A 26,542-nucleotide genomic window follows, 5' to 3' on the forward strand; every position below is an offset into this window, starting at 1 on the left:
TGTACCAAATTTAAGTGTTCAATCATCATTACATCTTCATCATAACATGACACTTCATAAACAATTTGTGAAATTATGAACAATATTTGAATTATTACATAAATCGGTCTTTATTTTAAATTTTTAAAAATGAGAGTTTATCACTGACTATAAGTAAGTCATACATTTCTAAAAGAAAATAAAGTAACAAACTTCTCATCGATAAAAAAGCTCTTCACTCAATATTTTCTATATTTAAACACTTAGTTTCACAGTAATAGCCTTTGCCACCAACATAAACTTTTTCTATTTTATTCTTGCTATTGGTTGCTAATTTAACTAATATTTCGGAAGGCGAGTGTAAAGAATAACCTTGTTCAAATACATAGACTTCTTTTTGCAAATAGTGCTGTTCATAAAGATAGCAAGCTAATGCACCGTTTGAAGTTCCAGTCGCTGCTTCTTCATTAATGTCGTATAGTGGAGCAAAATTTCTGCATATAATTCGATTGTCATTAAAAGTATATAAATGCATCCCGACAACATTATAATACTTGCTGATTTCTTTAATTTTTTCAAAATTAGGTTGCAGTGCATGTAATTGTATTTCGCTTTTTATAGGAATTAAAATATCTTTTAAGCCAGTGGAGACAATTTGAATTGGGTATTTATTGTCTATATCTTTACTATCAAAACAGTCGATGAACTCGTTTGGAGATACAACATCATAGAATCTCGGTTTATTTTGTTCCATGAATATGATGTCATCTTTTATAGTGATAGTAAGAACACCGCTGTTCGTTTCAATCGTATAGCGATTCCTGAAAAGTTTATTTAAATACATCAGTATCGCGAAAGAGCCAATTGTGGCATGACCACATAAATCAACTTCTTCTTTTGGAGTAAAATACTCAAATTTATAATCAGCAATTTCAGATTCTGATATAAATGCGGTTTCCGCATAACCCAGTTGTTTGGCTATTTCGATTTTTTGAGTAGTGGTCAATGTATTTGTATTCTCAATAAATACCACTCCTGCTTTATTTCCGCCTTTATGCTCCTTGCTAAATGCACTTGCAACATAAACAGATATTTTCATAAGACATCTTCCTCACTTATAGTAAATTATAGTATAGAAAGCACTACATATAAATTCCATTGGATAAATTATCCCTAAAATAAGAAACAAACTATTTTTAGCATTTGAACTCTCCAAAAATAGTTTGTCTACAGTCTGAAAGCTCTTCATTTGAAGAGCTTTTTTTATATTCGCTTCATCGAAATCGTTTCACGTATACTTTGTAAATTTTTTAGAGTTTCCTCTTGTCGCTGCAACGACAACCCTACATACAAAGTATCTAATAAGCTTAACTGTGCTAATCGTGATGAACTTGCTTCTGTGCGGAATTCAGTCTCACGTGTTGATGTATATAACGTTATATCAGCAAGTTGACTTAATGCTGATTTCTTATAGCTCGTAATCGCAATAATTTTGGCTCCTCTTGCTTTCGCTACTTCTAACGCTTCAAGTAATCCTTTATTGCTACCAGAATGAGAAATACCAATAACAACTGAATTTTCTGAGAGTAAACCTGCTCCCATAATTTGAAAATGCGAATCAGTATGAGCGATACAAGAAATACCCGTTCTCATAAACTTATGATACGCATCCATTGCAATAATACCAGAGCCACCATTTCCATAAAACTCAATTCGACTTGCTTCTTGTAAGGCTCGTACAGCCTGCTCAAGTGCCGTTTCATTAAGCAAATGTAAAGTATCTTGCAGTCCTGTAATATGCGAATGAAAAACTTTTTTAGCAACAGTTACCATACTATCTTCTGCTGATACTTCTTCATGAATATTTTGCATCGGTGTATGTACAATTTCACGAGCTAATGTAATCTTTAAATCTTGAAAACCTTGCAAACCAAGGTTTTTACATAAGCGGAATATCGTAGCTTCGGAACTATTCGTAACTTCAGCTAATTCTGTAATAGATTTATGTACAACATCTTGTGGATGTTTCAAAATATGTTCGGCAATACTTCGCAATTTCGGTGATAAACCATTTAACGAAGCCTGAATCTTTCCAATCCCACTTCTTGTACCAGGCATAGCATATCCTCCCCTTCCATCGTAGCTTTATCCTGTAAAAACCGATTAGTTAAACTAATCATCAGTGGGGATGGTCCCCCACTGATTAGAGTTTCACTTTATTGTACCTAATTATCGAAAGAAGAAAAACCTATATTAGGGATTACTATAAATTTTAATTGCTCCTATGTATTCTGTCATACGATATAACAGAATTATTCATGCTTATGAATAATTCTCTCCATGTTTCACTGCGTATAATGCGGCTTGCGTACGATCATCCACTTCCAATTTAGCTAAAACGTTTGAAACGTGTGTTTTCACAGTTTGTTCTGTAATATGAAGTTCTGCTGCAATCTCCTTGTTGCTTCTTCCTTTCGCAATTTCGCGAAGTACCTCTTGCTCTCTTTTCGTTAACATTGAAAAAGGATTTTCTACTTCCTTCTTTACTGCAGAACGCCCCATTAATGCAGGTGTTACTTTCGGGTGAAAATTCGCATTTCCTTGATGTACTGCAATAATAGAAGCGACAAGTTGCTCAGGTTGTACTTCTTTTAATTGATAACCATCTGCTCCAGCTTCAAGTGCTGGTATAACATAATCTTGCTCTGAAAAACTACTTAATATAAGTACCTTTATTGTCTCATCATATTGCTTTAGACGTTTTGTTGCCTCAATTCCATCCATTTTCGGCATCGATACATCCATTAGTACGACATCTGGTCTTTCTTTTTGCATGAAATGTAATGCCTCTTCGCCATTTTCCGCTTCCCCAATAATTTCAAATTCTTCTCTCGTTTTCAAAAAGAATACAAGTCCTCTTCGAACGATATGATGGTCCTCAACTAGTAGCAGTTTAATCTTCAACCTTATTCTCCCCTTCAAATCGGCAATTGAATTTCTATTTTTGTACCCTTTTTCAGCTCTGTTATAATTTGAAACGATCCCTTCATTAACTGAATACGTTCCTTCATACTTTTCAGGCCAAGTGCTGATTCCCTTACTTGTTCTTGTATAAATCCTATTCCATTGTCTTCTATGTAAAAATGTAACTGATTATTTTCTATTTTCAAAAGAATATGTACCTTTTCACACGAAGCATGCTTTTTACAATTATGTAGCGCCTCTTGGCTAATACGCCATAAAACTTCTTCTATTTCATCCCCAATTGAAACCATCCCATCAATTCGAACTTCCACTTGAACTCCTAATAACTTCCCGTAATTTTGAATTGCTTCTGCTAATCCTTTCTCCAATCCTTCAGGTCTTAATTGCCAAATTAATAGCGTCATCTCTTGTAATGCTTCTTGTGATAATTCCCCAATATAACTTAACATCTCTTGCAATTCTCTATCTTGCGTCATATTCAGAGTACCTTTCGCTGTTAGCATAATAGAAAATAACAATTGTTTTACTGAATCATGTAAATCACGTGCAAGTCGATTTCTTTCCGCTACCACTACATATTTACGTTCTTTCTCAACTAATTGAATACGTTGTATTGTCGTTCCAATTTGAAATGCAATTGATTCTAATAACGCTAACTCTTCCTCAGAAAAATGAGTCTTATGAGGTGCAGCCACATTTAGTAGACCAAATTTTTCTGATCCAGACCTAAGCGGAATTGTCGCATGATGTGTAACATCTTCTGTCTCTCCCCAATTACATTCAATTGCATCTTCTATTCGCTTACATTCAATAATATTAGTCGCTTTTTCCAATCTCCCATTCACAAAACGTTCTACACACCAACAGTTTCCTTCACACATCGGCTTCTTCTTTTGCCACGTAAGAGCCTCTGGTAAATTTTCGTCTACAAGCATGCTGTGCTTTCCACTTTCATCAATAAAGAATATCCACCCTGTTTGTAAATTCATTACTTGTAACAATGTATGCAACACTTTTTCTAACATATCCTGTAAGTTTGTTGCTTCATTTAATAATTCAGCAATTTCTTTTAATGCTTCTAAACGACGCATCTCTTTTTCTTCAAAGTTCATTCTCATCACCAACTACAATTATAACATTAAGAAATTTCTAAATTCTATAAATAAAAAAAGAACCGAATTCCTTCAGCCCTTTCTTTATATCAATCATTTTATTATTGTTATTCTATCCAATGTTGGAAGCAGAATTTTTGTTAACAAACGATTCTACTTTAGCTGTCCGATAAAGATTGTCCACCATGGATATGCTGTAAACCTTCAGTAGTAACAACCATATTCGCTGCTGGCATTTGCACTTGATTCTTATGGAACATAGACATTAATTCAAATCTTACTTGTCTAGAAGTTTCAAAATAATCTTCTGGCTTTATTAAACCTGTAATACAAAATTCATAGCCAACATATTTCAAGTTAGGATTTAAGTCTGTAACACCGACGTATTTAAATGGTTCAACAGCCTCATCCTCTACTCTATAAAGAGTTTGATTCAATTCTTCATTGCATATAACACATACTTCTTCTAACAATTCCTTCACTCTTGTTGGATCTTCCTGATAACTTACCGTGATGCGTTCAATTACACGCATCCATCCTTTATTAAAATTTTGTATCGTTCTAATCTCTCCGTGCGGGATGGTAAGTAGTTTTCCTGACCATTCACGAATTTGCATAAAACGAATACTAATCTCTTCAATAGTTCCTGAATTTGTTCCGTTAAAAGTTACAAAATCACCAACCCGAAACTCTTTGTCCGCTAATCTTGCAAAGCCTAATATAACATCTTTTAGCATCTGTTGTGCAGCAAAACCGATGACAACTCCAGCTATCCCTGCACCTGCAATAATACTTTTTATATCTACAAATTGGCTAATTAAATATATGATAAGACTGATGATAATGATATATCTAAAAATAGATCGAATTACACTTTGAATCGTCTGCTCTACCTCTTCATCAAAAAAGCTTGATTTCCTAAAAAACCAATCAATAATACGGTTTATTACAAAAGAAATAATGATTAAAACTAAAGCAAATAGTAAAAATCTTAAAAGTAAAAACTCTCTTACATAATTAAAAAATTCTTCAGTATACGTTAATAAGCTCATTTAACCACTTCCTTACTAATTAAAAAATTCATAATCGCCTAAGTTTGTTCCAGAAAAATCTATTATCCTAATCTAAAATGCCACTATCCTTACTATGTATTTTGACTCTATTACTAATTCACCTTAAACAGTATGTCTAGGTGTTCTTTTTCCTTTCCCTTTAAATATACCCTTTTTAATAACCTAAGGGGGAGCGAATCGTGAAATTTTTTTATACGTTAAAACTTTATTCATCTCATTACGATTTCAACTCATTTATTCATTAACTACGTAAAAAAAGAGCTGAATTTATCAGCTCTTTTATTCAATATTAATTGTTGTCTTACTACTTTTTTCTTCTTTCAATTTTGGCAATTCAATTGTCAGTACGCCATCTTTATAATTTGCTTTAACATTTTCTTCCTCAACTTGTTTAAAATTAAAGCGTCGAGTTACAGAACCTATAGAACGTTCTTTACGAATATATGTGCCATTCTCATTTTTTCCGTCTACTTCATTATGATTCGTTGCTTGGATCGTTAATATATCTTGTTCAAAATCAACTTGAATGTTTTCTTTTTGAAAACCTGGTAAATCTGCTTTCACAGTATATTTACCAGATTGCTCATGAACATCTACTTTAAAAGTATCCATGTTCAGTGGCTTAAAGAAAGCATCTGTCATCCCTTCTAATAAAGAAGGCCCAAAATCAAAAATGCCATTTTGACGTTTTGTTATCTCTGGAAATAAATTACGCATATTTTTTCCTCCTTATTATTTATGAATGAAAGATTATCTCTTTCTGCCTTTATTATAACATTTGGTCAAAAAAGGTCAAAGTTTTTGTTTGACCTTTTTTGATGTATATTTTACCAAATAAAACAAATAAGTTATATGTCATCTCTCCCCTTATAAAGAGGAATATATTTACATAATAACGAATAGTTTATTTGCTCTTATTTTTTCTTACGGAGGTTACATACAATGGGATATATTGAAGAACTTAGAAAAGTTGTCGGATCAAGACCACTCAATCTAGCAGGAGTTGCTGTAGCTGTTTTCAATGAACATGGACAAATAAAAGAGACCTTTTTTAAAGGCCTCTTTTTTCACTTCACTTCTGCATGTAAGCATGACTTAAAATGTCCAAGTGCATATTCATGCCCTTGTGCATTAAAAGATGCAACCGCCTTTTCATAAACAACAATTTTAAACCCTTTATTATAAGCATCTACTGCTGTATGAAGAACACAAATATCAGTACAAACACCTACAAGATGAACTTCTTCTATTCCTCTTTCTCTTAGCTTCATCTCTAAATCCGTTCCAGCAAACGCACTGTATCGCGTTTTGTCCATATAATATACATTCTCTGCATTTTTATATGTTTCGTACACATCTTGTAATTCACCAAACAAATCTCTTCCACTTGTACCAGCTATATTATGAGGTGGGAATAACTTTGATTCTGGATGATATACATCATTTTCTTCATGTTTATCAATAGCAAAGACAACGTAATCTCCATTTTCAATATATTGCTTCGTTATATGTACAATTTCCTTCTCAATTTCCTGTCCTGGTTTCCCGCAAGTTAAAGCACCCTTTTCCGCTACAAAATCATATGTATAATCAATATTAATAAGAGCTCGTTTCATAACCACTATCTCTCCTTCTTCTGTTTCACAGTAAACAATAGAAAATTTGTTATTACGACATCGTATGTACTATTCGACATTTCAAATGAAATACCTACATTTTTCTTCTGAAACTTACCTTAGTCCGAGTTTATCATATAATAGATAAACAATGGTAAAACAAATAGCTCCTATTAACAAGTCATGAATTTGATAATTGAGCGTTATTTGCATAAACTCTTGTATCGTAAACCAAATTACTGCCATCATTAGGCTAATCAAAATGATACGAATACACCGATTCACGTATTCAACCTCTTTCTCTGTCATAGTAGTAACAAGTGATTACTTCCTATTTAATCGTATTAGAAAATGAAATAAGTTATTCACTCTTGCCCACTTTAGTCCAAACAAAAAAGCACACTACTTTTTGAGTAATGTACTTTTTATTCTTATTAAGACGCAGGTTTTGTCTCAAATGTTGCTTGATTAAAACTAATAACCTTTCCTTTCGGGTCATTGTTTTCATACTGAACTGCAGTAATTGTATGACTACCTGTTTCCAGCGTTTTTTCTTTTAACTGCACTGTTGTCTGCGTTGTACTAGTTACTTGATGTTTATCTGTATACATTTGATCTACAAATACGAATGTTTCTTTATCACTTTGAAAATTAGAAAGTTCTAATTCAACTTGCTGAATTAACGTATCCTTTTTGATGAATACAGTCGGTATATTGCCGTTTTCAGAAGTACCATCTGGAGTAATAACTTTTACTTTCCCTTCTCCAATTGACATTGCTCCTTCAGGAAATACAACCATATTCTCATCACTTGCGTTTACAACTTGTTCTTCCTGTTTTGATTGCGCGTCCTCTTTTTCCTGTGGAGCACCGCAACCAACTAATAACAATACAGACAATCCAGTGATTATGAATTTTTTCAAAATTCATCCCCCCTGTAACTTCATTATAATTTATTATACAAAAATAACTTTTAAATTTTGAGACTACTTTCAACACTTTCATGAACAAATAGAATCTTGCTCACGATTAATGTATCATACTTTCCTTAATAGAACATTAATTTTTTTTATGAAATAAATAGTAATTTCCTCTTATCTATCATTTTAGCCCAACATATGAATTACATACCCTCAAAAATAAAAAGACATTGTTAATTCAATGTCTTTTCTATACAGCAATTAAAAAACAAACGTTGTAATCTCATCTACTTCTTTTCTTGGAAGTTTCTTCGGTTTATCTTTCGGAAATCCGAGTGAAATAACCATATTTATTTGTTTTTCAGGCTCAACTTGTAAATATTGGCGCAGTTCATCTTGAGCTAGCAATACTGGCCCTGTCATTGGACAAGTACCAAGTCCCTTTGCATGTGCAGCTAACATTAAGTTTTGTGCCGCTAAACAGCTACTCTTAATGCCTTCTTCCTCCCAAACTGAATTTGGAACAAAAGCAATTGGATCAAATATCTTTTCACGGAACTTTGATTCATATGGTGTTGCCAAACATACGATTAATACTGGTGCCTCCGAGAAAGCTGTTGCATATGGTCCGAAAGAACGTGTAAGTAATTTCCCTGCTTTCTCTTCTCCATTTTCTGCTGCTTTTGCCGCAAGTTTATGTAATGCATCCCACGTCATTTGTTCAATTTCTTTAATCTTCTCTCGATTCATGATAACTAAGAATTCCCACGTTTGTGAATTCGTATCACTTGGTGCGTAACGAGCACAATCAATTATTTCTTTTATATCATTAGTAGATACTTCTTGATCTGTAAACTTTCTAACACTTCGTCTTCCGTGAATTACTTCTTTAAAATCTTCATAATTCATATATTAAATCCCCTTTTTACAGCGTTTTCAAAACTTGTCCTATGCTTGAATTATATCATGAAAAAAAGCCGGAAGAATACCAGCTTTTTTCTTCATGATTAATTTGTCACTTTAAACAAACGAATACTCTCTTCGTATGCAGCTTGTAGTTTTTTCGTAATTGGTCCTCTTTCACCAGCCCCGAACTGTTCATCACCAATTTGAACGACTGGGAATATTTCAAGTGGCGTCGCTGTAAAGAAGCACTCCTCAGCGTCATATACTTCTTGTAATGAAAACTCTCGTTCCTCTACATCGATATGTAACTCTTTCGCTAATGTAATTACATAGTGACGTGTAATACCATGTAAAATGAAATGATCCGCTGGATGTGTAATCAACTTATTATTCTTCACGATAAAGAAATTGGAATGACACCCTTCAGTCACAATACCATCTCGTACTAATATTGCTTCTTGATACCCTTGTTCATTTATTTTGTTTTTGATCATGATATTAGGAAGCAAATTTAAAGATTTTATATGGCAAAACTTCCACCTGATGTCCTCTTCTACTGTCACCTTAATCCCTGCCTCCATTGAAGCAACTGGTCTTGGGAACGAAACAAGATTTGCAAAATATGTCGGTTGTAAATCTGATTCATATACATGATTGCGCGGTTGTGCACCTCTTGATATTTGTAAATATACATTCCCATCTTCTTGAAATTGATTTTTTTCAATCATTTGATATAACTCTTCTACTAATTCTTCCTTCGTAAATGGTGGAATTAGTTTTATTTCTGCCATAGAGTTAAAGAATCGTTCCAAATGTAAATCTAATAAATGAGGCTTGCCATCGTATAGTCTAAATACTTCATAAATCCCATCACCAAATTGGAAGCCTCTCTCTTCTAATGCTACCATCGGCTGTTCTTCTTTCGTATTAATCATTCTCCCATTAAACAAGATCCAATCTTTATGAGTAGCTTTCATTCTTCCCCACTCCTTTATCACATGATTGATTTTATTGTACAACTTATGACACCCTGAAAGAAGGAATTTTCTGTATTTTCACAAACTAAAAATACATCACTTCGTAAAAGTGATGTATTTTATCATTTATTTAAGGAAATATTTTTCAATATCATCTAACATAAGGTTCGCAGCTTTAATACCGCCTGCTGTATTCCAGATTACCTCATCCACTTGGAATACTTTATTATTTTTAGAAGCCTGTAGTTGCTTAAAGAGTGGATCTTCTGTCCATTCCTTCGCTAACGAATTTCCTTCATTATTCTTATCTGCATCTTTATCAGACGTGAAATAGAATAAGTAGTCTCCGTCCATATTTGGAATCTGCTCTTTTGTAATTCCTTTTATCGCAAAATCATCTTTATCTTGTAATGGTGGTCGTTTAAATCCAATATCATTTAAAACAACGCCCGAGAATGAGTTTTTTTGATAAATACGAACATCACCTGGCACGAAACGAATAATAGAAACTTTAGAATTCAATTTATCGCCTAACTTCTCTTTCATTCCTTCAATGCGTTTTTTATAATCATCAAGAGCTTTTTGCCCTTCTTTTTCTTTATTTACAGCTTTTGTATAAAGTGTAAAGTTTTCTTTCCAATCACCGCGTAATGTTTCTGCATAAACAGTTGGTGCGATTTCTTTTAGCTGATCATATATTTTTTCATGACGCATTTTATTTCCGATAATTAAATCTGGCTTAAGCTTCATTACAGCCTCTAAATTAATATCACGTTCAGTTCCTACAACTTCCGTGTTTTTTAACTCTTTCGCTAAATGAGGATACCATTCATCACCAGCACGTGGTTTCGTAGTCCCCACTGGCGTTACGCCCACAGCTAGGAGAGCCTCTGCGCCTTCATTTGTTAAAACAACAACTTTTTTAGGTGTACCATTTACTGTCGTTTCACCCATTGCATGCTTTACCGTATATGAATCTTTTGCTTTCGCTGATATATTATTTTCTTTTTTCTCTTCTTTACTACATCCTGCAATTACAACCATGAGTATCATAATGCAGAACATAATTAGTTTTTTAGTATGTATCATATGTCCTCCCTAGATGAAATCGATTATCATTAACATTTAAAGATTAATGTATCTTACATACATTGTCAATGTATATCAGAAAACTTTTTTAATATATACTATTTAGATTCTATCCGCTTTTCTAATGTTTCTTTTTAAAACATAGTGCATAAGTATGAAAAAAATGTTGTTATTAAAATGCGTATCCTTGTTATACATAACAAGGATACGCATCCATATTGCACTATCATTTCAATTCCTAATATTGAGTATACTTAATATACGCTGGGTCATTATATACCCACTGATTTCCACCAAGGTTTAACCAACCATTTTCATTTATATATACTAAATAAGATTCTGGAGAATTTAATTGGCGGATAACTGCAGATGTAGTTGATGGACCACTTCTTAAATTTACATTCATCCCTTGTATATATGCAACCCCAATCGGGCTTCCATCACTATTGCTTGTCTTTACAAAATTAATGTAAGAAGAATCATTATACACCCATTGTCCATTCCCCAAATCTAGCCATCCGTTACTTTCTTGATATACAACGTAAGATTCTGGAGAATTTAATTGACGAATAACTGAGGAAGAAGTTGATGGACCATTTCTTAAATTTACATTTTTCCCAAGAACATAAGCGATTCCCTTCGTTTGAGGTACCGGTTGTGGGTTAGGAGGTTGTGGATTTGGAGCTACTCCAAAAATAGCTGCTATTCCATTTGCATACGCTTGACTTAGATCTTCAATAAATTGTGGATTTTTTAATAAATTTGCATCAAAAGCTGTATCAATAAAAGCAGTCTCAGTTAAAATTGCATCCATTGCGGTTTCTCTTAATACCGCATAATTTTCTTTTTTTGCTCCTCGATCACGAAGACCATATTTTGTTAATACAGGATTGACAGCTGTATGCATTTTTTGTTGCTTTGCATATGCAGTGCTGCTATTGGATAACGCATTATAAATATAACTTTCAAAACCTGTACCCCCGCCGCTATTAATATGAAATGAAATAAAATAATCCGCACTGAAAGCATTAGCAATATTAGCACGTTCAGATAAAGAAATAAACACATCACTATCACGTGTCATTTTAATTGTAATTGGGTAATTTACCGTTAAAATGTCTCGAACGCGTCTAGCAATTTGAAGTGTTAAGTTTTTTTCTACTAAACCATTACCAACAGCACCAGAATCATATCCACCGTGCCCTGCGTCTATAACAAGTTTCATTTTATTGCCTCGCCCCTTTCTTGTAATATGTTTGCATTTCTACTCGTCCTATTTTATGTGAAATGTACAAATTCTGTTACAATTGCAAATAAAAAAACCGCCTTATGTAAGGCGGTTTCTATCATCTTGCTTTAACCAATTTAAAATAAATATATACGATTGATAGTGAACATAACGTATGCAAAATAAAATAAATAAAAGTGCTATTCCAACACCACTATAAAGTAAACCGAACTTTAAAAAAACATTTACAAGTGGTGGAAAGTTTATTAGATTTTGTAATGTACTAAGCATGCAAAACATAATGAAAAAGACAGGGACGTATTGTAATTCATACGGCTTTTTTTTCTTAATCATTCTTTTCCGAATGATTATATGACATAATTCTGCTACTATAAAGCACCCTCCAATTAATACAAGACCAGAAGTCATCGTCATACATCCACCTGCCTTATATTTATTGTATCGCATAAATAATCATCGTTATATTTTCTTTACATACTCTTCATCTTCTGAAGTAAAACCAAAACTCTCTATGAAAGACTTCGCCTTTTCTGTTAATTTCTCTTGTAGCACTTTTATTTCTTTCACATTTCTTTGTTTCATCATTTCTTCAAATGTAAAATACGTATTTGTACCATAACCGTAACCTTGGTAATCAAAATGAATAATTAGCTGTGATAAAACAGCCCGTTCCTCTTGTACACTATAATCTATTACACCAATATATGTATCATCAACTTTCACACAGTACTGTACCTTTTTCTCACCTAAACTATGCGATTTAAACATTTCTTTAACAACGCTTTCATTTTCTACAGTAACTTTCTCAAACGTAATCATATGTTGTCCATCCTTTTACTATTATTGTATCAATAATACTTCCTATTTATGAAAAAAACCTTAAGACCGTATGCGATCTTAAGGTTTTTCTAATTAAACTAAGCTATACGCACGTTTTGTTTCTTCATGGAACTTATTCGTATCGTATTTATGCTCAACATAAATTTGGTGCCATACCATAAACGCAAGTACAGTCCAAATTTTACGGCTATAATCGCCTTTATCTGCACAATGTGCTTCCAGTAAGTTTAATACATACTGTTTGTCGATTAAATGCTCTGTCTTACTTTCGTTTATAATATTTATAGCCCAATCATGCATTTCGTCTTTTAACCAGTGACGAATTGGTACTGGGAATCCAAGTTTTTTACGATCTAATACGTGATCTGGAACGATTCCGCGTGCTGCTTCACGTAAAATAGCTTTCGTAGTTCCGTTAGCAATCTTAAATTCAGTTGGAATTTTAGATGCAACATCGAATACTTCTTTATCTAAGAACGGTACACGAAGTTCTAATGAGTTTGCCATTGTCATTTTATCAGCTTTTAATAAAATGTCACCGCGTAACCATGTGAACATGTCAATGTACTGCATTTTACTTACATCATCATAATCTTTAATCTCGTTATACAATGGTTTCGTGATATCCATATAGTTAACACTTTCATTGTAATACTTCATTAATTCAGCTTTTTCTTCTTCACGGAAGATTTTAGCATTTCCATAGTAACGCTCTTCAATTGGTGTACATCCACGCTCTAGGAAGCTCTTACCTTTAAATCCTTCTTTAAGAGCACCACTTAATGCTTTTAGAACGCTCTTACCTGGACTAGGGATGTAAGAGAACATTTTTAGTGAGTTTGGCTCACGGTAAATGTTATAACCACCAAATAGCTCGTCTGCGCCTTCACCAGAAAGAACAACTGTTACATGTTTACGTGCTTCTTTCGCAACGAAGTACAATGGTACAGCTGCTGGATCAGCTAAAGGATCATCCATATGCCAAATGATTTTTGGGAACTCATCCATAAATTCTTTCGCTGAAATGAATACGTTATGGTTTTTAACGCCTAATTTCTCAGCAGTTTCTTTCGCAACATCAACTTCACTGAAACCACGTTGCTCAAAACCAACAGAGAATGTTAAAAGATTTGGATTCATTTCTCTTGCGATAGAAGCGATGATAGATGAATCGATACCACCAGATAAGAATGAACCTACTGGTACATCACTACGCATATGCACTTTTACTGAATCGTATAACACATCACGAATTGCTTGGATATGCTCCTCTTTCGTTGCACTTGAAGCGTTGAAATAAGGTTTCCAGTAGCGATGGATTTCCATCTCTTTACCGATTTCTTTTACGAAATAATGACCAGGCTCGATTTTATTAACATCAATTGTTAAAGTTTCTGGCTCTGGACCATATTGGTACGTAAAGTAATGTTGTAGTGACGTTGGATTAACGCCTTTATCTTCCATCACATGCATAATACTTTTCTTCTCAGATGCGAAGAATGTAGTATCACCTTGTTGTGCGATGTATAAAGGTTTAATACCGAAGTGATCACGTGCACCGAAAAGTTTCTTTTCTTCACGATCCCAAATCATAAATGCAAACATACCACGAAGGTAATCTACACATTTTTCTTTCATATGTGCATACAATGCAATGATAACTTCTGTATCAGATTGCGTTGCAAACGTTGCACCTTTTTCAAGTAACATTTCACGTAATTCTACATAGTTGTAAATTTCACCATTAAAAATAATTACATATCGATCATTTTCATAAGTTAGCGGCTGATGTCCTGCCTCTAAGTCAATGATGCTTAAACGGCGGAAGCCAAATTGTACATGTTCATCACGAAAATATCCTTCGTCATCTGGACCACGGTGGAAAATCATCGTGTTCATATTTTCAAATTGATGTTTTTCTGTTTCTGAAAACTCTCTAGGGTTTTCACATAAACATCCTACAAAACCACACATACTTCTTACCCTCTTTCAGTTTTCATTCTGTCTCTATACTACTATATCAACCCTATTTATACTAGCATAATCAACTGAATATGGCGACCAAAAACTATAAAAAAATCACTCCATTTCACATTTTTAACAATTTTTTATGAAAACATGAAAACTAGGCACTCACCTTTCTCCGCTTTTGTCATATGATATTGCAAATTGATTTCTAGGAGGGAATACCATGAGTGAAGAAAAAAAAGATTCTTCTCGCCCACCGGTTCGTAATTACTTAAAGCAAATTGATGATTTCTTCGAGCAAACACCTCTTCGCAATGTAATCGCTGATTTAAATCATTTTTTCCAAAAAGGAAACCGTTTATTAACATTCCCTGTAGATTTATATGAAGTTGGTGAAGAACTCGTTGTTACAGCTGAACTACCAGGTATACAAAAAGAACAAATCCAAATTGAAATACAAAGTGAATACTTAAAAGTCTCTGTAAAAGAAGAGATACTTGAAGAGGAAGAAGAACAAACATCCCATAACTATTATCGCCGAGAACGTTCCATTTCAGAAGCATCAAGATTGATTAAATTGCCGTATTCAATTAATAAAAAAGCGGCAAAAGCTTCTTATCAAAACGGCGTATTAGAAATTCGGGCGCCGAAACTTCCCCAGCAACATGACATTTTATCGATAGACTAATGCAAAAAAATAAGGGTGCTATGCACCCTTATTTTCAACCCACTAATCGCTTCATATCACGTATAATGTCTTCGTATGGCGTATTACTAATGCCACTATACTTTTTCATTACTTTTCCGTTTTGATCAATTAAATAAAATGATGTACCATGCATGACCTGACCGTTCTCCGGCTTATCTACAAGTGATTGGAAATTATCTTTTGAAAACTTTGTAATATCTTCTAACGAATACCCCGTTAATAAATTCCAGTTACTAGTATCCTCTGTAAACTTTTGAATAAAAGCTTTCAGATTTTCTGGCTTATCAAGGTCTGGATCTACACTAAATGAAACAAACTGAACGTCTAATTTCTCTTCTTTTGCCATCTTTTGAAGCTTGGCCATATTTGCAGTCATTGGTGGACAAACTGTCTGACAATTTGTGAACATAAAATCTGCAACCCAAACTTTCCCTTTTAAATCTTTTGTACCAAATTGCTTTCCATCTTGATTTGTAAATTGGAAGGTTTCTAAATCCCAATTTAATGGTTTACGAAGCTTTGAACCTGATTCACTACATCCAGCAAGTACAAAGAGACAAAATACAACCATAAGACCAATTATTTTTTGATAACGCTTCATTTATAAACCTCTTTTCTCTATCCTAAATTTAAATAGGTTATGTTTATAATAACAAAAGTTAACACTACGAGAAAATTGTTTACTGCATTTGTTCACGAAATCGTACGAATTTACGTATGTTACTTTTTTATTTCAAGCGAATTACTAGACAAAATATATTTTTTTACTATTCTTTCTCTAAATAAAAGTGATAAAACTAATTTTTATTGTTACTTTTGTAAATACCTCTCCCTATTTTTTAACAATTCCTTAAACATTAATCCATGTTTTACACTGTATTCCTTAACAACATTTCGGTACAATACAAATACAACGATTTTAAATGAGGTGATGTTCATGGCAAAGCGCTATGAAAATATGGATAATGTTAGTACAAAAAAATCAATTCGCTCTTTTTTACGCTGGCGTAAAGAACGAAAGCAAAACAAAAAAGATTTTTCTTTCTTAGTAGAACAATCACCCGTTAAACAAAGTGCATTTTTGCAAAGTAATGTTGAAAAAACGACTATCACATGGATTGGGCATTCCACTTTTCTTATCCAAACGAATGGACTTAATATATTAACAGATCCAGTATGGGCTAATAAATTAAAGCTAGTTCCAAGACTTACAGAACCTGGACTCTCTATAGAAGCACTACCTAAAATTGATATTGTCCTTATTTCACATGGTCATTATGATCATTTAGATTTTTCAACTCTTCGTCAGTTGAATGATGATGTTCTATATCTTGTACCTATTGGATTAAAAAAATTATTTACTCGTAAGAAATTTAAACATGTAGAAGAGTATAAATGGTGGGAAAGTACGATAATTAACGAAGTTTCTTTTCACTTCGTACCCGCTCAGCACTGGACGAGAAGATTCTTATTTGATATGAATACGTCTCACTGGGGTGGATGGATTATTGATAATGAAACGACTATGGAAACCATATATTTTTGTGGTGACAGTGGCTATTTCCAAGGTTTCAAAGAAATTGGTGAACGCTTTTTAATTGATATTGCTCTTATGCCCATTGGCGCTTATGAACCAGAATGGTTTATGAAAGTATCTCATGTTTCACCTGAAGAGGCCGTGCAAGCTTATTTAGATTTAAACGCTACGCATTTTATACCAATGCATTACGGAGCTTTTGCACTCGCCGATGAAACACCTCGTGAAGCAATAACTAGACTTCGAAATAATTGGAATTTGCGCATGTTACCGTGGGAACAACTGCATGTACTCTTTTTAGGTCAAACTTTTATTTATAGTAACGCAACAAATAATAAGCAAATAAACGAAAAAATTGAAACTTTACATGTGTAACGTAATGACTGATTTTCTATATCCAACATATAATATAGAAAATCCTATAGTGAAACTTTAATTAGTGGGTTTTCTTCATCCCCACTGATTATTTGCCTTCACCAATCAAGCTTTTACGGGCAGCCCGCTACCTAACCTCTTTGCTCCAGCTAAATTTGAGGTAGAGAGTTTTACTGTCCACAAATAGCGGGATAAAGGGTGTTTTCTATGAATGAATATTTACAGACTCGCTATATCATTAGCGGTAGTGCCTGTGTAGCTCTTCTTATTTCTTACTTTCTATTTACATAAAAAAGCTACTTGAAATATATTTTCAAGTAGCTTTTTTATTACTCTGCTAAATACATAAATCCGATTGCGCCCGGACCTGTATGAGTACTAATAATAGGCGTTGTATAGAAAATTTCTGATTGAGCAAATCCACTTACTTTTTCAACCGCCGCTTTCATACTTTCAGCTAAAGGAATTGCTTTCGCATGCGGAATTGCAACAGCTTTTACGACTTTTCCAGCCGTATCTTGCTCAAATAACTTAGCTAATGTTTTTACAATTTGGCCTTGGCTACGAACTTTCGTTACAGGATTATAAACACCGTCTTCAAGACTAGCAATTGGCTTTATATTAAGTAGAGAACCGATAAACGCTTTTCCTTTACCGATACGTCCACCCTTCACTAAGTTTTCTAATGTATCCACTACTACATATAAACGAGTATTCTTTCTTACTTCATCTACACGTTTTAAAATTTCTTCTAGTGAGCGTCCGTCATTTGCCATTTTTGCAGCTTCAATTACTTGATATGCTAAAGCATGTGTAATAAATTGAGAATCAACAACTGTTACTTTTGTATCCGTCATTGATGCAGCGCTATTTGCAGTTGCTACAGTACCGCTCATTCCACTTGTCATATGGATAGAAAGGACTTCGCTTCCATCTTCCCCTAGCTTGTCATACATTTCTACAAATGTACCCATAGCTGGTTGTGATGTTTTTGGTAATTCCTCTGATTTAATCATTTCTTCAATAAATTCGTCAGGTTGTAAATCAACGCGATCTAAATATGTTTGTCCATTTACAGAGATTGATAATGGTAAAACATGAATGTCATACTTTTCGATTACGTCTTGTGATAAATCTGCCGTTGAATCTGTTACAATTTTAATTTTTTGCATACTATACTTCTTCCCTTTCCAATACGCTCTCCTTGTTATTATACTAGTATTCCCATTGCTTTCAACAATTTGGAACGAAATTTCATCAAATTAATTATATTTTCATATCTAAAATGAAAAAGACAGAGTTTACTAACCCTGTCCGTACTTCGTATCATGCATTTTTTTCAAGGGTATTTGTTTTATATACATTTAAATAATCATTCCACTTCAAACAATTTTGTAAATATTCACGGAAAGAATACGAAAATCTTGGGTGTTTTTGTTTTTGAATTTTTGCAATAAATAATTGAAGACGAGACTGAATTAGAAACGATAATGGATGCTGTGCCTGTAGGACAGGGATTTCGAATATTTTAATGCAATCCCCTGTTGAATGAGTGAAATAAAAACTTTTCGTAATCACAATATCAATCCTCTTTTTCATTGGATTTTTGAACTTCCTCTACTTTGCGCTGTAACACGTTGTTTAAAGTGGAGTAAAATCAGACTTATATGATTTCTGTAGTCCTTATGGCTAGAAGATTTATACTCTATTCATCTCCACCTAATTCACCTTCCCGTCCTAAATATCTCTGAGACGGGAATCTCATTATCCATCAATTGTTTAATACATTTAGTATAAGCTTATAAAAGCGCAAAGTTTGTCTAAATTTTGGAGATTCTATAATTTTTTTCTTCTATATATTGTATACGTTTATAGCTATAGTATAACAAATAAATAAAAAAGTGCCTTTATAACGAGGCACTTTTCGACTGCATTTCTTCTCTTTTCTTTTTCCTCTTACTAACAACCTTTGATAACGCAATACTTACTTCATAAATACAAATAAGCGGCACTGCAACTAAACTATGAGATAAAAAGTCTGGCGGTGATATACAAGATGCAATGATAATTAATGCTACGTAAGCATACCTTCTTATTTTTATTAAAAATTCCGCCGTAAGTATTCCAATACTAGTTAAAAACATTACAACGACTGGCAATTCAAAAATCACAGCAAATGGAACTGTTAAATTAAGTACAAAATGGAAATACTTTTCTGTCGTAAACATCGTATTAAACATTTCATTACCTATCGTAGTTAAAAAGTGAAATAGAAACGGCATTACAATAAAGTATCCAAAACATAAACCTGCAATAAATAATATAGACAATACCGGTATATACATTATTGTCATCTTTTGTTCATTTGGATGTAAACCCGGTTTTACAAATAACCAAATTTGTATAGCAGCAAAAGGAATTGTACAAACGATAGCAAATACTGTAGCAATCGAGAAAAAAATCCACAATACATCACTTGGACCGAGAACAGTTAATTTCATTGGTAAATCTTTTACAAGCCAAAAATAAATATCCTTTGTAAAAGTAAATCCAATAATTAAAAATAGTACAAAGGATAACACCGTATATATTACTCTTTTTCGAAGCTCAACAATATGTTCTACTACGCTCATTTCCCGATTTTCCATCTCGTTCACCACACTTTATTTATCCATTACAAGGAAAATACACTACATTTTTTCTTTCTTTTCCTTTTCTTGAAATGCGTCATCTGTCAATTCTTTCGTTGATTTTTTAAACTCTTTTAACGTTTCCCCTAAAGCCTTCCCGATTTCCGGCAATTTTTTAGGTCCAAATAAAATGAGTACTGCTACTAAAATTAAAATTAACCCTGGAAAGCCAATATTTGAAAACATTTCCCCATCCCCTTTATTAGTAGTTTCCTTGTCCTACTATTACATAATTTTATTTTGTCAAAAAAGTTTGAAAACGTCAACAAATCCATTGTCTTTTGTCAAAAAAATTCAAAAATATAATCAATTATACAAATTTCATTTTCTATTGCTCTTGTGTATGATATGGTAAGGGAAATGACATATTATTTTATGATAGTAGAAAGGATTTGCATTATGACTGAAAAAATGACACGAATGACCCAATTTGTAAAAGAAGAAATTGCAAATGCAATTACACATGGTATCGGTGCCATTTTAAGCATCCCTGCCTTAATCATATTGATTATTCATGCTTCTAAGCACGGTACCGCATCAGCCGTAGTTGCATTTACTGTTTATGGTGTAAGTATGTTCTTACTGTACTTGTTTTCAACATTGCTACATAGCATTCATCATCCTAAAGTAGAAAAAATATTTACTATTTTAGATCATTCAGCCATTTACTTATTGATTGCTGGCACGTATACTCCTTTTCTACTTATTACACTTCGTGGCCCATTAGGATGGACGTTGCTTGCTATAATATGGACACTAGCAATCGGAGGTATCGTCTTCAAAATTTTCTTTGTACGTCGCTTTATTAAGGCATCAACGCTATGTTATATCATAATGGGATGGCTCATAATCGTTGCTATTAAACCACTTTATGAAAATCTAACTGGACATGGTTTTTCACTACTTTTAGCAGGTGGCATTTTATATTCTGTCGGAGCTATATTCTTCCTTTGGGAAAAGCTACCTTTCAACCATGCCATATGGCACCTGTTCGTTTTAGGTGGTAGTGCGATGATGTTCTTCTGTGTACTCTTTTATGTCTTACCTACAGCATAATAAAAAGGATTCAGCTTACGATAAGCTGAATCCTTTTTTATTACTTATGTAATTGTGATGCAATAACTTCCTGTGTATGCTTCGTTAATTCTTTAATATCCATATTCGCATAATCTTCAGGTGTAATCGGCTTAGAAATTGTTACTGTTGCATGAGCTGGCTTCATACGATTTCCATTTGCTTCAAACATCTTATATGTACCATCTAACGTTACAGGTAAAATTGCTACACCTGACTTTACTGCAAGATGAAAACTACCAGCCTTAAACTCTCCAACTTCGCCACCCTTACTTCTCGTTCCTTCAGGGAAAATTACGATAGAATGTCCATTCTTTAATAGTTCAATTCCATCTTTAATCGCTTGAAGAGATTGACGACGATCGCTACGATCCATAAATACACAATTCATCAGTTCCATCCAAGTTGGTACAACTGGGAACTTTTTAATCTCTGCTTTTGAAACGAATCCAATTGGTTTATTTAAGTAACCTAGTAAAACAGGGATATCCATATTACTTTGGTGATTACTTACAACTAGTACTGGCTTGTCTTTCGGAACATTTTCAAGTCCTTTCACTTCTACTGCCCCTCCAGCTACACGTACCATTTTCTTACCAAACCAATTTGTCGTTTTATACACAGCATTGTCTTTTTCTTTTGGCGCCATCGTATTTACTTGTCTTTTAAGACGCCACATTCTCGGTGTAATCGCAATTACGATTAAAATTAAATAAAAGATTTTAAAAAACGTTTGAATCATACAGAACCCCCACCTATTATCATTCCGACCTTCATTATACTAGACAAACGAAGGAAAAAGAAGAAAAAAAGTCCAAACAGCAAGTGTTCGGACTTTTTAAGCATTCTATATTAGAAACGTTTTGCTAATTCACGAGCATTAGCAATTGCTGCTTCTTTAATTTCTTGTGCTTTTTCAGGGTTTGCATTCATGCCTTCAACTGCAATATATTCAGTATCATTCACACCGACAAATCCTAATACAGTCTTTAAGTGATTACGACCGAAGTCTACAGCTGCGTATGCTCCTTCAGAATATACGCCACCTGTTGCTTGAATGTGAAGTGCTTTTTTACCTTCTAATAAGCCGACTGGACCATTTTCAGTATATTTGAATGTTTTACCTGCGATTGCTACGTTATCTAAGTATGCTTTTACTACTGGTGGATAGCTAAAGTTCCACATTGGAGTTACGAATACATAACGATCTGCATTCATAAATGTTTCTAAGTTTGTGTTCATTGCTGCTACTTTTTGTTGTTGAACTTCAGTTAAAGCTTCAAAGCCTTCACCTGCTGCAAATTTACCCCAAGCAGCAAATACATCTGCATCAATTGCTGGTACTGTAGTGTTGAATAAATCAATTGTTACAACTTCGTCTTGTGGATGTTCGTTTTTATAAGCTTCGATGAAAGCTTCCCCTACTGCCATTCCGAAAGAACCTTCTGCTGAATTTGGATTTGCTGTAATAAATAGTACTTTTGTCATTGTATTCTCTCCCTTTTTTCTCTTTATCTTTAATTCAAGATTTGTTTTTTAAAAGTTAATAACTTACCTTATGTAAGTATAATATAAAAAGTTTTAATCAATGTCAATAAAAAATAGCTACTTTTTTTTCGTAAGTTAATGATTTACTTTGTTTCCTTAAAATTTAGTATACAGATATTACAAACTCTTTCATATAAAAAGGCTACCTCTACAACCTATAGAGATAGCCTTCTATTACATATTATTTTTGAAATACATGTTTTACTTTTTCAGCTGGAATATTACTTCCGCCTCTACCTTTTACATCTTCAATCATCATTGTAATGACCATATCTGGCGAATTTAAATCAAATGCAGCGAACCAACCTAGTTCTTTTCCTTCGGCCTCTTTTGATACTTTTAATTCCGCTGTACCTGTTTTTCCAGCAAGAGTCATACCATCAATTTTAGCAATTTTCCCTGTACCATCTGGATCATTAATTACTTTCGTCATTGCAGTTTTTAATATATCCTGATTTCCTTTAGAAATTACATTTTCTTTCCAAGCTTTTGGTTGTTTATCTGTTTTAATAATATACGGTGACGGAATCGTTCCATCATTTACAATTGGCGCATACGTTAAAGCTAAATGAAGAGGAGTCATTAATACTTGTCCTTGTCCATATCCCGTATCTGCCATTTGAATATCATTTTTAATGCCGTCATTTGCAATTTTAGAAGCAGGGAATCCATATTCAATTGGTAGTTTCTCATCGAATCCGAATTTTTTTGCTTCACTCATAAACTTGTCTTTTCCGATTTTCAAAGCTTCTTGTGCGAAGTAAATATTATCCGAGTATTTCATCGCCTTATCAAGATCAATCGGATTTGCATCTTTCACACGCGTTACATAGTAATTACCCCAAGAAGAATCTTTTGTCCATTTTAATCCTTCAATTTTCAACTCTTCTTTTGGATCAATTGTTTTCGTTTCAAGACCAATTGCAGCTGTAATAGGTTTAAATACAGAACCTGGTACCGACAATTGTGTAAAGCGATTTGTCATTGGTTTTTTCGGATCATTATTCCAAGCTTCGCGTTGTGCCTTCGATGTCCCTCGTGCAATTATATTAGGATCATATGCTGGACTACTTACTAGTGCAATTGTTTCTCCACTTTTCGGATTAATTGCTGCACTTGAACCAGCTTCGCCCTTCATTTCATTATACGTTTTTTCTTGAACAACACTATCAATAGTTAAAGTTACATTTTCTCCATCAACAGCATCTGTTTTTGCCAAGTTTTTAATTTCTTTTCCTTGCGCATCTTCTACAAAGACACGGCCACCTTTTTTACCGCGTAGCTTTTCCTCTAATACTTGCTCTAAACCAGCTTTACCAACTGGGTCATCAGCTTGATAGCCTTTCTTTTGTAGCGTTTTTAAATCTTCAGCATTTACCTTTCCAATATAACCAGTCAGATGAGCTGCCGCTTCCCCTAACGGATATGTACGAACATTTACAGGTTTTGTTGAAACACCTGGTAAATCAATGTACGTATTTTGTGTTGCCCCTTCAGGCAAAATTCCAATTGGTACGAGATACCCTGGTTTTACCCATTTAGCAGCTAATTTTTGATCAATTTCTTCTACAGACATATTTAATAACTTCGCTACTGTTTCTTTCGTTTGCGGAGCAGTATCGCCTAACTTTTCAGGAATCAATCCGATTTCAGAAGCTTTCCCATTCGTTGCAAGACCTTTTCCATTACGATCGTATATTTCACCACGTTTTGGCTGTGTTGTCTGCATACGCACTTTACTATCTTTCGTCATGCCTGGGAAAATAAAATCAGGAGTCCAATCTATTTTCCAAGATTCTTTATCTCCATCTTTTTCTTTCACCATTTTTGCTTCATGACCAAATGTAATTTTACCACCAACTGTATCCATGCTTACTTTAAAAGGAACAGGGCCTTCATCTTTTTTATCTTCTTTTACTTCCCCTGTTTCTACCTTTAAGTCTTTCACTTCGATACCAGAATAAATTTTTTCATATTTCTCAGTAAACTCTTTCTTTGAAATATCTTTTTTTGCATTTTTTGATAGTTGATCATACATATCTGCAAATTTTTGTTTATTCCACGCTTTTACATATGTATCAAACGCTTCTTGTGGTTTTTCTTCTTTACCACATCCAACTAACATGAATGTTAAGCAAAGAAAAAGAATCCCCCATATCTTTCTCAATCGATTCTCCTCCTCTTTCTATATTAGTACTTTTGAAAATTTTAGCATTTTTACATGCTACCTATCATTATAGCACTATCGAATCTCATCTATAAACTTATATTGGTGAATATAAATAAAAAGATTGATGCGAATTCTCACATCAATCTTTTTTATTATTGTTGTTTCTCATATACATGGTAATAATACGTATATGGGTTTTTTTCATCCGTTAAACCTTTTTCTACAAAAATCTCTTTCCAATTTGTCATATCTATTTCTGGGAAGAATGTATCTCCTTCAAATGCATGATGGATTTTTGTTATATATAACTTGTCTACATAAGGTAAAAAGAGGTCGTAAATTTGCGCTCCACCAAAAATAAAAATCTCTTCTTCATTTTTACATAGTTCAAACACTTCTTCTACAGAATGAACAACTTCACAACCTTCAACATGATACCCTTCATTACGAGTTACAATAATATTACGTCTTCCAGGCAGTGGTCTACCAATTGCTTCATAGTTCTTTCTTCCCATAATAAGCGGGTGACCCATCGTTGTTTTCTTCACGTATTGTAATTCACTCGGTAAACGCCAAGGTAAATTATTATCTTTACCAATTACTCTATTTTCGTCCATAGCGACCATAAATGAAACAATCATTTTTTCATCTCCTCTACAATTATACTGCAACCGGTGCTTTAATTGCTGGATGCGGATCGTATCCTTCAATCGTTAAATCTTCCATTTCAAAATCGAAAACAGATTTCACATCTGGATTTAATGTAAGTTTCGGGAATGGACGTGGTTCACGTGCCAATTGCTTTTCTACTTGTTCAAAATGATTTGTATAAATGTGTGCATCACCAATTGTATGAACAAATTCTCCCACTTCAAGTCCGCATTCATGTGCAATTAAATGTGTTAGTAGTGAGTAACTTGCAATGTTAAATGGAATTCCAAGGAATATGTCACCACTTCTTTGATATAACTGACAAGAAAGCTTTCCATCTGCTACATAAAACTGGAATAGCGTATGACAAGGCGGTAAGGCCATACTTGGTACATCTTCTGGATTCCAGGCAGAAACGATTAAACGACGTGAGTCTGGTGTTTTTTTAATCATTTCAATTACATCTTTTAATTGATCAAGTGTCTCACCAGCTGTCGTTTTCCAAGCACGCCACTGTTTACCGTAAACGTCTCCTAAATAACCATATTTATTTGAGAACTCATCATCTTCTAAAACGTTCTTTTTAAACAATTCCATTTGCTCGTCGTACTGTACTTTAAATTCTTCATCTTGTTGTGAGCGAAGACCAAAATCAGTCATGTCAGGACCAGTATACTCATCACTTTCTACCCAGCTCTTAAAAGCCCATTCATTCCAAATGTTATTATTATGCTGCAATAAATAGCGAATATTTGTATCACCTTTCATAAACCAAAGCAGTTCACTTGCTACAAGGCGAAACGGTACTCTCTTTGTTGTTAATAAAGGAAAACCTTTACTTAGATCAAAACGCATTTGATATCCAAATACAGATACAGTGCCTGTCCCTGTACGGTCTTCTTTCTTCGTACCATGTTCCATTACATGGCGGCATAAATTTAAGTATTCATTTTCAGCATGTTTCATATGTAGGAAAACCTTCTTTCAATCGTATATGCAATTTATCATAACATGAAAAATGATAAATTTAATAATCCTAATTAATAAAATTTCTTGCGCTAATTCTTACAAAAT

At 33.6% G+C, this 26,542-nt stretch carries 29 protein-coding genes and 1 pseudogene; 4 read left to right on the forward strand and 26 right to left on the reverse strand.

All coding sequences use genetic code 11. From position 1 onward, the window contains the following. Nucleotides 1-214: 214 nt before the first annotated feature. From ACTFN4_RS18645 to ACTFN4_RS18670, 6 genes are all read right to left on the reverse strand, one after another. Nucleotides 215-1,078, reverse strand: coding sequence for a PhzF family phenazine biosynthesis protein (locus ACTFN4_RS18645; RefSeq protein WP_000704350.1), 864 nt, complete (start codon nucleotides 1,076-1,078; stop codon nucleotides 215-217). 164 nt (nucleotides 1,079-1,242) lie between these two features. Continuing rightward, nucleotides 1,243-2,097, reverse strand: a complete 855-nt coding sequence (locus ACTFN4_RS18650) for a MurR/RpiR family transcriptional regulator (protein WP_001119646.1) — start codon at nucleotides 2,095-2,097, stop codon at nucleotides 1,243-1,245. A 204-nt stretch (nucleotides 2,098-2,301) separates the two neighbouring features. Next, nucleotides 2,302-2,943 (reverse strand): two-component system response regulator CasR, encoded by a 642-nt coding sequence (gene casR, locus ACTFN4_RS18655; RefSeq protein WP_000694623.1) that lies wholly within the window; start codon nucleotides 2,941-2,943, stop codon nucleotides 2,302-2,304. A gap of 14 nt (nucleotides 2,944-2,957) precedes the next feature. Continuing rightward, nucleotides 2,958-4,055: a two-component system sensor histidine kinase CasK gene (casK, locus tag ACTFN4_RS18660; RefSeq protein ID WP_170879395.1), complete on the reverse strand. Its 1,098-nt coding sequence runs from the start codon at nucleotides 4,053-4,055 to the stop codon at nucleotides 2,958-2,960. Between the two features lie 179 nt (nucleotides 4,056-4,234). Beyond that, nucleotides 4,235-5,128 (reverse strand): mechanosensitive ion channel family protein, encoded by an 894-nt coding sequence (locus tag ACTFN4_RS18665; RefSeq protein WP_000055427.1) that lies wholly within the window; start codon nucleotides 5,126-5,128, stop codon nucleotides 4,235-4,237. Nucleotides 5,129-5,428: 300 nt separating this feature from the next. Further along, nucleotides 5,429-5,866 carry an Hsp20/alpha crystallin family protein gene (locus tag ACTFN4_RS18670; protein WP_439962666.1) on the reverse strand — a complete coding sequence of 146 codons (438 nt, stop codon included), beginning with the start codon at nucleotides 5,864-5,866 and terminating at the stop codon, nucleotides 5,429-5,431. A 225-nt stretch (nucleotides 5,867-6,091) separates the two neighbouring features. Here ACTFN4_RS18670 and ACTFN4_RS18675 point away from each other — a divergent pair. Further along, nucleotides 6,092-6,187: pseudogene (locus tag ACTFN4_RS18675) on the forward strand (DNA mismatch repair protein MutT); the annotation flags it as partial. A gap of 29 nt (nucleotides 6,188-6,216) precedes the next feature. Here ACTFN4_RS18675 and ACTFN4_RS18680 read toward each other — a convergent pair. The 10 genes from ACTFN4_RS18680 to asnB all read right to left on the reverse strand — a co-directional run bounded on the left by ACTFN4_RS18680 (nucleotide 6,217) and on the right by asnB (nucleotide 14,720). Beyond that, nucleotides 6,217-6,765: a cysteine hydrolase family protein gene (locus tag ACTFN4_RS18680; RefSeq protein WP_000816763.1), complete on the reverse strand. Its 549-nt coding sequence runs from the start codon at nucleotides 6,763-6,765 to the stop codon at nucleotides 6,217-6,219. Between the two features lie 114 nt (nucleotides 6,766-6,879). Then, on the reverse strand, nucleotides 6,880-7,074 hold the full coding sequence (locus tag ACTFN4_RS18685) for a hypothetical protein (protein WP_017674122.1): 195 nt from the start codon (nucleotides 7,072-7,074) through the stop codon (nucleotides 6,880-6,882). Nucleotides 7,075-7,199: 125 nt separating this feature from the next. Beyond that, nucleotides 7,200-7,688, reverse strand: coding sequence for a hypothetical protein (locus ACTFN4_RS18690; RefSeq protein ID WP_000713496.1), 489 nt, complete (start codon nucleotides 7,686-7,688; stop codon nucleotides 7,200-7,202). Nucleotides 7,689-7,946: 258 nt separating this feature from the next. Continuing rightward, nucleotides 7,947-8,594, reverse strand: coding sequence for a nitroreductase family protein (locus ACTFN4_RS18695; protein ID WP_001105288.1), 648 nt, complete (start codon nucleotides 8,592-8,594; stop codon nucleotides 7,947-7,949). Between the two features lie 98 nt (nucleotides 8,595-8,692). Then, on the reverse strand, nucleotides 8,693-9,568 hold the full coding sequence (dat, locus tag ACTFN4_RS18700) for a D-amino-acid transaminase (RefSeq protein ID WP_000648383.1): 876 nt from the start codon (nucleotides 9,566-9,568) through the stop codon (nucleotides 8,693-8,695). Between the two features lie 126 nt (nucleotides 9,569-9,694). After that, nucleotides 9,695-10,657, reverse strand: a complete 963-nt coding sequence (locus ACTFN4_RS18705; RefSeq protein WP_000581989.1) for an ABC transporter substrate-binding protein — start codon at nucleotides 10,655-10,657, stop codon at nucleotides 9,695-9,697. A gap of 238 nt (nucleotides 10,658-10,895) precedes the next feature. Next, complete coding sequence (locus ACTFN4_RS18710; RefSeq protein ID WP_000779891.1) at nucleotides 10,896-11,882, reverse strand: N-acetylmuramoyl-L-alanine amidase; 987 nt, start codon at nucleotides 11,880-11,882, stop codon at nucleotides 10,896-10,898. Nucleotides 11,883-11,984: 102 nt separating this feature from the next. Continuing rightward, nucleotides 11,985-12,314, reverse strand: coding sequence for a hypothetical protein (locus ACTFN4_RS18715; RefSeq protein WP_000200455.1), 330 nt, complete (start codon nucleotides 12,312-12,314; stop codon nucleotides 11,985-11,987). A gap of 51 nt (nucleotides 12,315-12,365) precedes the next feature. Next, nucleotides 12,366-12,725 (reverse strand): GNAT family N-acetyltransferase, encoded by a 360-nt coding sequence (locus ACTFN4_RS18720; protein WP_000627523.1) that lies wholly within the window; start codon nucleotides 12,723-12,725, stop codon nucleotides 12,366-12,368. Between the two features lie 93 nt (nucleotides 12,726-12,818). Beyond that, on the reverse strand, nucleotides 12,819-14,720 hold the full coding sequence (asnB, locus tag ACTFN4_RS18725; RefSeq protein ID WP_000333816.1) for an asparagine synthase (glutamine-hydrolyzing): 1,902 nt from the start codon (nucleotides 14,718-14,720) through the stop codon (nucleotides 12,819-12,821). A 217-nt stretch (nucleotides 14,721-14,937) separates the two neighbouring features. On the opposite strand from asnB, the gene ACTFN4_RS18730 reads away from it, so the two are divergent. Then, complete coding sequence (locus tag ACTFN4_RS18730) at nucleotides 14,938-15,402, forward strand: Hsp20/alpha crystallin family protein (RefSeq protein WP_001288085.1); 465 nt, start codon at nucleotides 14,938-14,940, stop codon at nucleotides 15,400-15,402. A 34-nt stretch (nucleotides 15,403-15,436) separates the two neighbouring features. Here the strand turns inward: ACTFN4_RS18730 and ACTFN4_RS18735 are convergent, their stop codons facing one another. Further along, nucleotides 15,437-16,024: an SCO family protein gene (locus ACTFN4_RS18735; RefSeq protein WP_000833335.1), complete on the reverse strand. Its 588-nt coding sequence runs from the start codon at nucleotides 16,022-16,024 to the stop codon at nucleotides 15,437-15,439. A 336-nt stretch (nucleotides 16,025-16,360) separates the two neighbouring features. On the opposite strand from ACTFN4_RS18735, the gene ACTFN4_RS18740 reads away from it, so the two are divergent. Beyond that, nucleotides 16,361-17,335, forward strand: a complete 975-nt coding sequence (locus ACTFN4_RS18740) for an MBL fold metallo-hydrolase (RefSeq protein WP_001129630.1) — start codon at nucleotides 16,361-16,363, stop codon at nucleotides 17,333-17,335. A 329-nt stretch (nucleotides 17,336-17,664) separates the two neighbouring features. Here the strand turns inward: ACTFN4_RS18740 and ACTFN4_RS18745 are convergent, their stop codons facing one another. The 4 genes from ACTFN4_RS18745 to ACTFN4_RS18760 form a co-directional block, all read right to left on the reverse strand. Then, complete coding sequence (locus tag ACTFN4_RS18745; protein ID WP_001169470.1) at nucleotides 17,665-18,507, reverse strand: DegV family protein; 843 nt, start codon at nucleotides 18,505-18,507, stop codon at nucleotides 17,665-17,667. Nucleotides 18,508-18,661: 154 nt separating this feature from the next. Continuing rightward, nucleotides 18,662-18,913, reverse strand: a complete 252-nt coding sequence (locus tag ACTFN4_RS18750) for a DUF2535 family protein (RefSeq protein ID WP_000629012.1) — start codon at nucleotides 18,911-18,913, stop codon at nucleotides 18,662-18,664. 329 nt (nucleotides 18,914-19,242) lie between these two features. Further along, the gene (gene tatC / locus ACTFN4_RS18755) at nucleotides 19,243-19,983 is read right to left on the reverse strand and encodes a twin-arginine translocase subunit TatC (protein WP_000431523.1); all 741 of its coding nucleotides are present in this window, start codon (nucleotides 19,981-19,983) and stop codon (nucleotides 19,243-19,245) included. A gap of 42 nt (nucleotides 19,984-20,025) precedes the next feature. Next, nucleotides 20,026-20,211, reverse strand: a complete 186-nt coding sequence (locus tag ACTFN4_RS18760; RefSeq protein ID WP_000492443.1) for a twin-arginine translocase TatA/TatE family subunit — start codon at nucleotides 20,209-20,211, stop codon at nucleotides 20,026-20,028. Between the two features lie 213 nt (nucleotides 20,212-20,424). On the opposite strand from ACTFN4_RS18760, the gene trhA reads away from it, so the two are divergent. Next, entirely contained in the window at nucleotides 20,425-21,081 is a 657-nt protein-coding gene (gene trhA, locus ACTFN4_RS18765) for a PAQR family membrane homeostasis protein TrhA (RefSeq protein ID WP_000136889.1), read from the forward strand. 40 nt (nucleotides 21,082-21,121) lie between these two features. Here the strand turns inward: trhA and ACTFN4_RS18770 are convergent, their stop codons facing one another. The 5 genes from ACTFN4_RS18770 to ACTFN4_RS18790 all read right to left on the reverse strand — a co-directional run bounded on the left by ACTFN4_RS18770 (nucleotide 21,122) and on the right by ACTFN4_RS18790 (nucleotide 26,434). Beyond that, a complete protein-coding gene (locus ACTFN4_RS18770; protein ID WP_000616577.1) occupies nucleotides 21,122-21,841 on the reverse strand; it encodes a lysophospholipid acyltransferase family protein in 720 nt (239 codons plus the stop codon). A 110-nt stretch (nucleotides 21,842-21,951) separates the two neighbouring features. Then, nucleotides 21,952-22,587, reverse strand: coding sequence for an FMN-dependent NADH-azoreductase (locus ACTFN4_RS18775; protein ID WP_000170025.1), 636 nt, complete (start codon nucleotides 22,585-22,587; stop codon nucleotides 21,952-21,954). A gap of 241 nt (nucleotides 22,588-22,828) precedes the next feature. Continuing rightward, nucleotides 22,829-24,814, reverse strand: a complete 1,986-nt coding sequence (pbpC, locus tag ACTFN4_RS18780) for a penicillin-binding protein 3 (protein WP_001227248.1) — start codon at nucleotides 24,812-24,814, stop codon at nucleotides 22,829-22,831. Nucleotides 24,815-24,969: 155 nt separating this feature from the next. Further along, nucleotides 24,970-25,458: a dihydrofolate reductase gene (locus ACTFN4_RS18785; RefSeq protein ID WP_000637205.1), complete on the reverse strand. Its 489-nt coding sequence runs from the start codon at nucleotides 25,456-25,458 to the stop codon at nucleotides 24,970-24,972. 19 nt (nucleotides 25,459-25,477) lie between these two features. Then, nucleotides 25,478-26,434: a thymidylate synthase gene (locus ACTFN4_RS18790; RefSeq protein WP_000679609.1), complete on the reverse strand. Its 957-nt coding sequence runs from the start codon at nucleotides 26,432-26,434 to the stop codon at nucleotides 25,478-25,480. Nucleotides 26,435-26,542: the final 108 nt, after the last annotated feature.

Source organism: Bacillus cereus group sp. MYBK95-2, from assembly GCF_051915225.1.
GTDB lineage: Bacteria > Bacillota > Bacilli > Bacillales > Bacillaceae_G > Bacillus_A > Bacillus_A cereus.

Coding starts and splice junctions, on each gene's coding strand:
- ACTFN4_RS18645 (WP_000704350.1), bottom strand. CDS start 1,078: ATGAAAATATCTGTTTATGTTGCAAGTGCATTTAGCAAGGAGCATAAA.
- ACTFN4_RS18650 (WP_001119646.1), bottom strand. CDS start 2,097: ATGCCTGGTACAAGAAGTGGGATTGGAAAGATTCAGGCTTCGTTAAAT.
- casK (WP_170879395.1), bottom strand. CDS start 4,055: ATGCGTCGTTTAGAAGCATTAAAAGAAATTGCTGAATTATTAAATGAA.
- ACTFN4_RS18665 (WP_000055427.1), bottom strand. CDS start 5,128: ATGAGCTTATTAACGTATACTGAAGAATTTTTTAATTATGTAAGAGAG.
- ACTFN4_RS18670 (WP_439962666.1), bottom strand. CDS start 5,866: ATGCGTAATTTATTTCCAGAGATAACAAAACGTCAAAATGGCATTTTT.
- ACTFN4_RS18680 (WP_000816763.1), bottom strand. CDS start 6,765: ATGAAACGAGCTCTTATTAATATTGATTATACATATGATTTTGTAGCG.
- ACTFN4_RS18685 (WP_017674122.1), bottom strand. CDS start 7,074: ATGACAGAGAAAGAGGTTGAATACGTGAATCGGTGTATTCGTATCATT.
- ACTFN4_RS18695 (WP_001105288.1), bottom strand. CDS start 8,594: ATGAATTATGAAGATTTTAAAGAAGTAATTCACGGAAGACGAAGTGTT.
- dat (WP_000648383.1), bottom strand. CDS start 9,568: ATGAAAGCTACTCATAAAGATTGGATCTTGTTTAATGGGAGAATGATT.
- ACTFN4_RS18705 (WP_000581989.1), bottom strand. CDS start 10,657: ATGATACATACTAAAAAACTAATTATGTTCTGCATTATGATACTCATG.
- ACTFN4_RS18710 (WP_000779891.1), bottom strand. CDS start 11,882: ATGAAACTTGTTATAGACGCAGGGCACGGTGGATATGATTCTGGTGCT.
- ACTFN4_RS18715 (WP_000200455.1), bottom strand. CDS start 12,314: ATGACTTCTGGTCTTGTATTAATTGGAGGGTGCTTTATAGTAGCAGAA.
- ACTFN4_RS18720 (WP_000627523.1), bottom strand. CDS start 12,725: ATGATTACGTTTGAGAAAGTTACTGTAGAAAATGAAAGCGTTGTTAAA.
- asnB (WP_000333816.1), bottom strand. CDS start 14,720: ATGTGTGGTTTTGTAGGATGTTTATGTGAAAACCCTAGAGAGTTTTCA.
- ACTFN4_RS18730 (WP_001288085.1), top strand. CDS start 14,938: ATGAGTGAAGAAAAAAAAGATTCTTCTCGCCCACCGGTTCGTAATTAC.
- ACTFN4_RS18735 (WP_000833335.1), bottom strand. CDS start 16,024: ATGAAGCGTTATCAAAAAATAATTGGTCTTATGGTTGTATTTTGTCTC.
- ACTFN4_RS18740 (WP_001129630.1), top strand. CDS start 16,361: ATGGCAAAGCGCTATGAAAATATGGATAATGTTAGTACAAAAAAATCA.
- ACTFN4_RS18745 (WP_001169470.1), bottom strand. CDS start 18,507: ATGCAAAAAATTAAAATTGTAACAGATTCAACGGCAGATTTATCACAA.
- tatC (WP_000431523.1), bottom strand. CDS start 19,983: ATGGAAAATCGGGAAATGAGCGTAGTAGAACATATTGTTGAGCTTCGA.
- ACTFN4_RS18760 (WP_000492443.1), bottom strand. CDS start 20,211: ATGTTTTCAAATATTGGCTTTCCAGGGTTAATTTTAATTTTAGTAGCA.
- trhA (WP_000136889.1), top strand. CDS start 20,425: ATGACTGAAAAAATGACACGAATGACCCAATTTGTAAAAGAAGAAATT.
- ACTFN4_RS18770 (WP_000616577.1), bottom strand. CDS start 21,841: ATGATTCAAACGTTTTTTAAAATCTTTTATTTAATTTTAATCGTAATT.
- ACTFN4_RS18775 (WP_000170025.1), bottom strand. CDS start 22,587: ATGACAAAAGTACTATTTATTACAGCAAATCCAAATTCAGCAGAAGGT.
- ACTFN4_RS18785 (WP_000637205.1), bottom strand. CDS start 25,458: ATGATTGTTTCATTTATGGTCGCTATGGACGAAAATAGAGTAATTGGT.
- ACTFN4_RS18790 (WP_000679609.1), bottom strand. CDS start 26,434: ATGAAACATGCTGAAAATGAATACTTAAATTTATGCCGCCATGTAATG.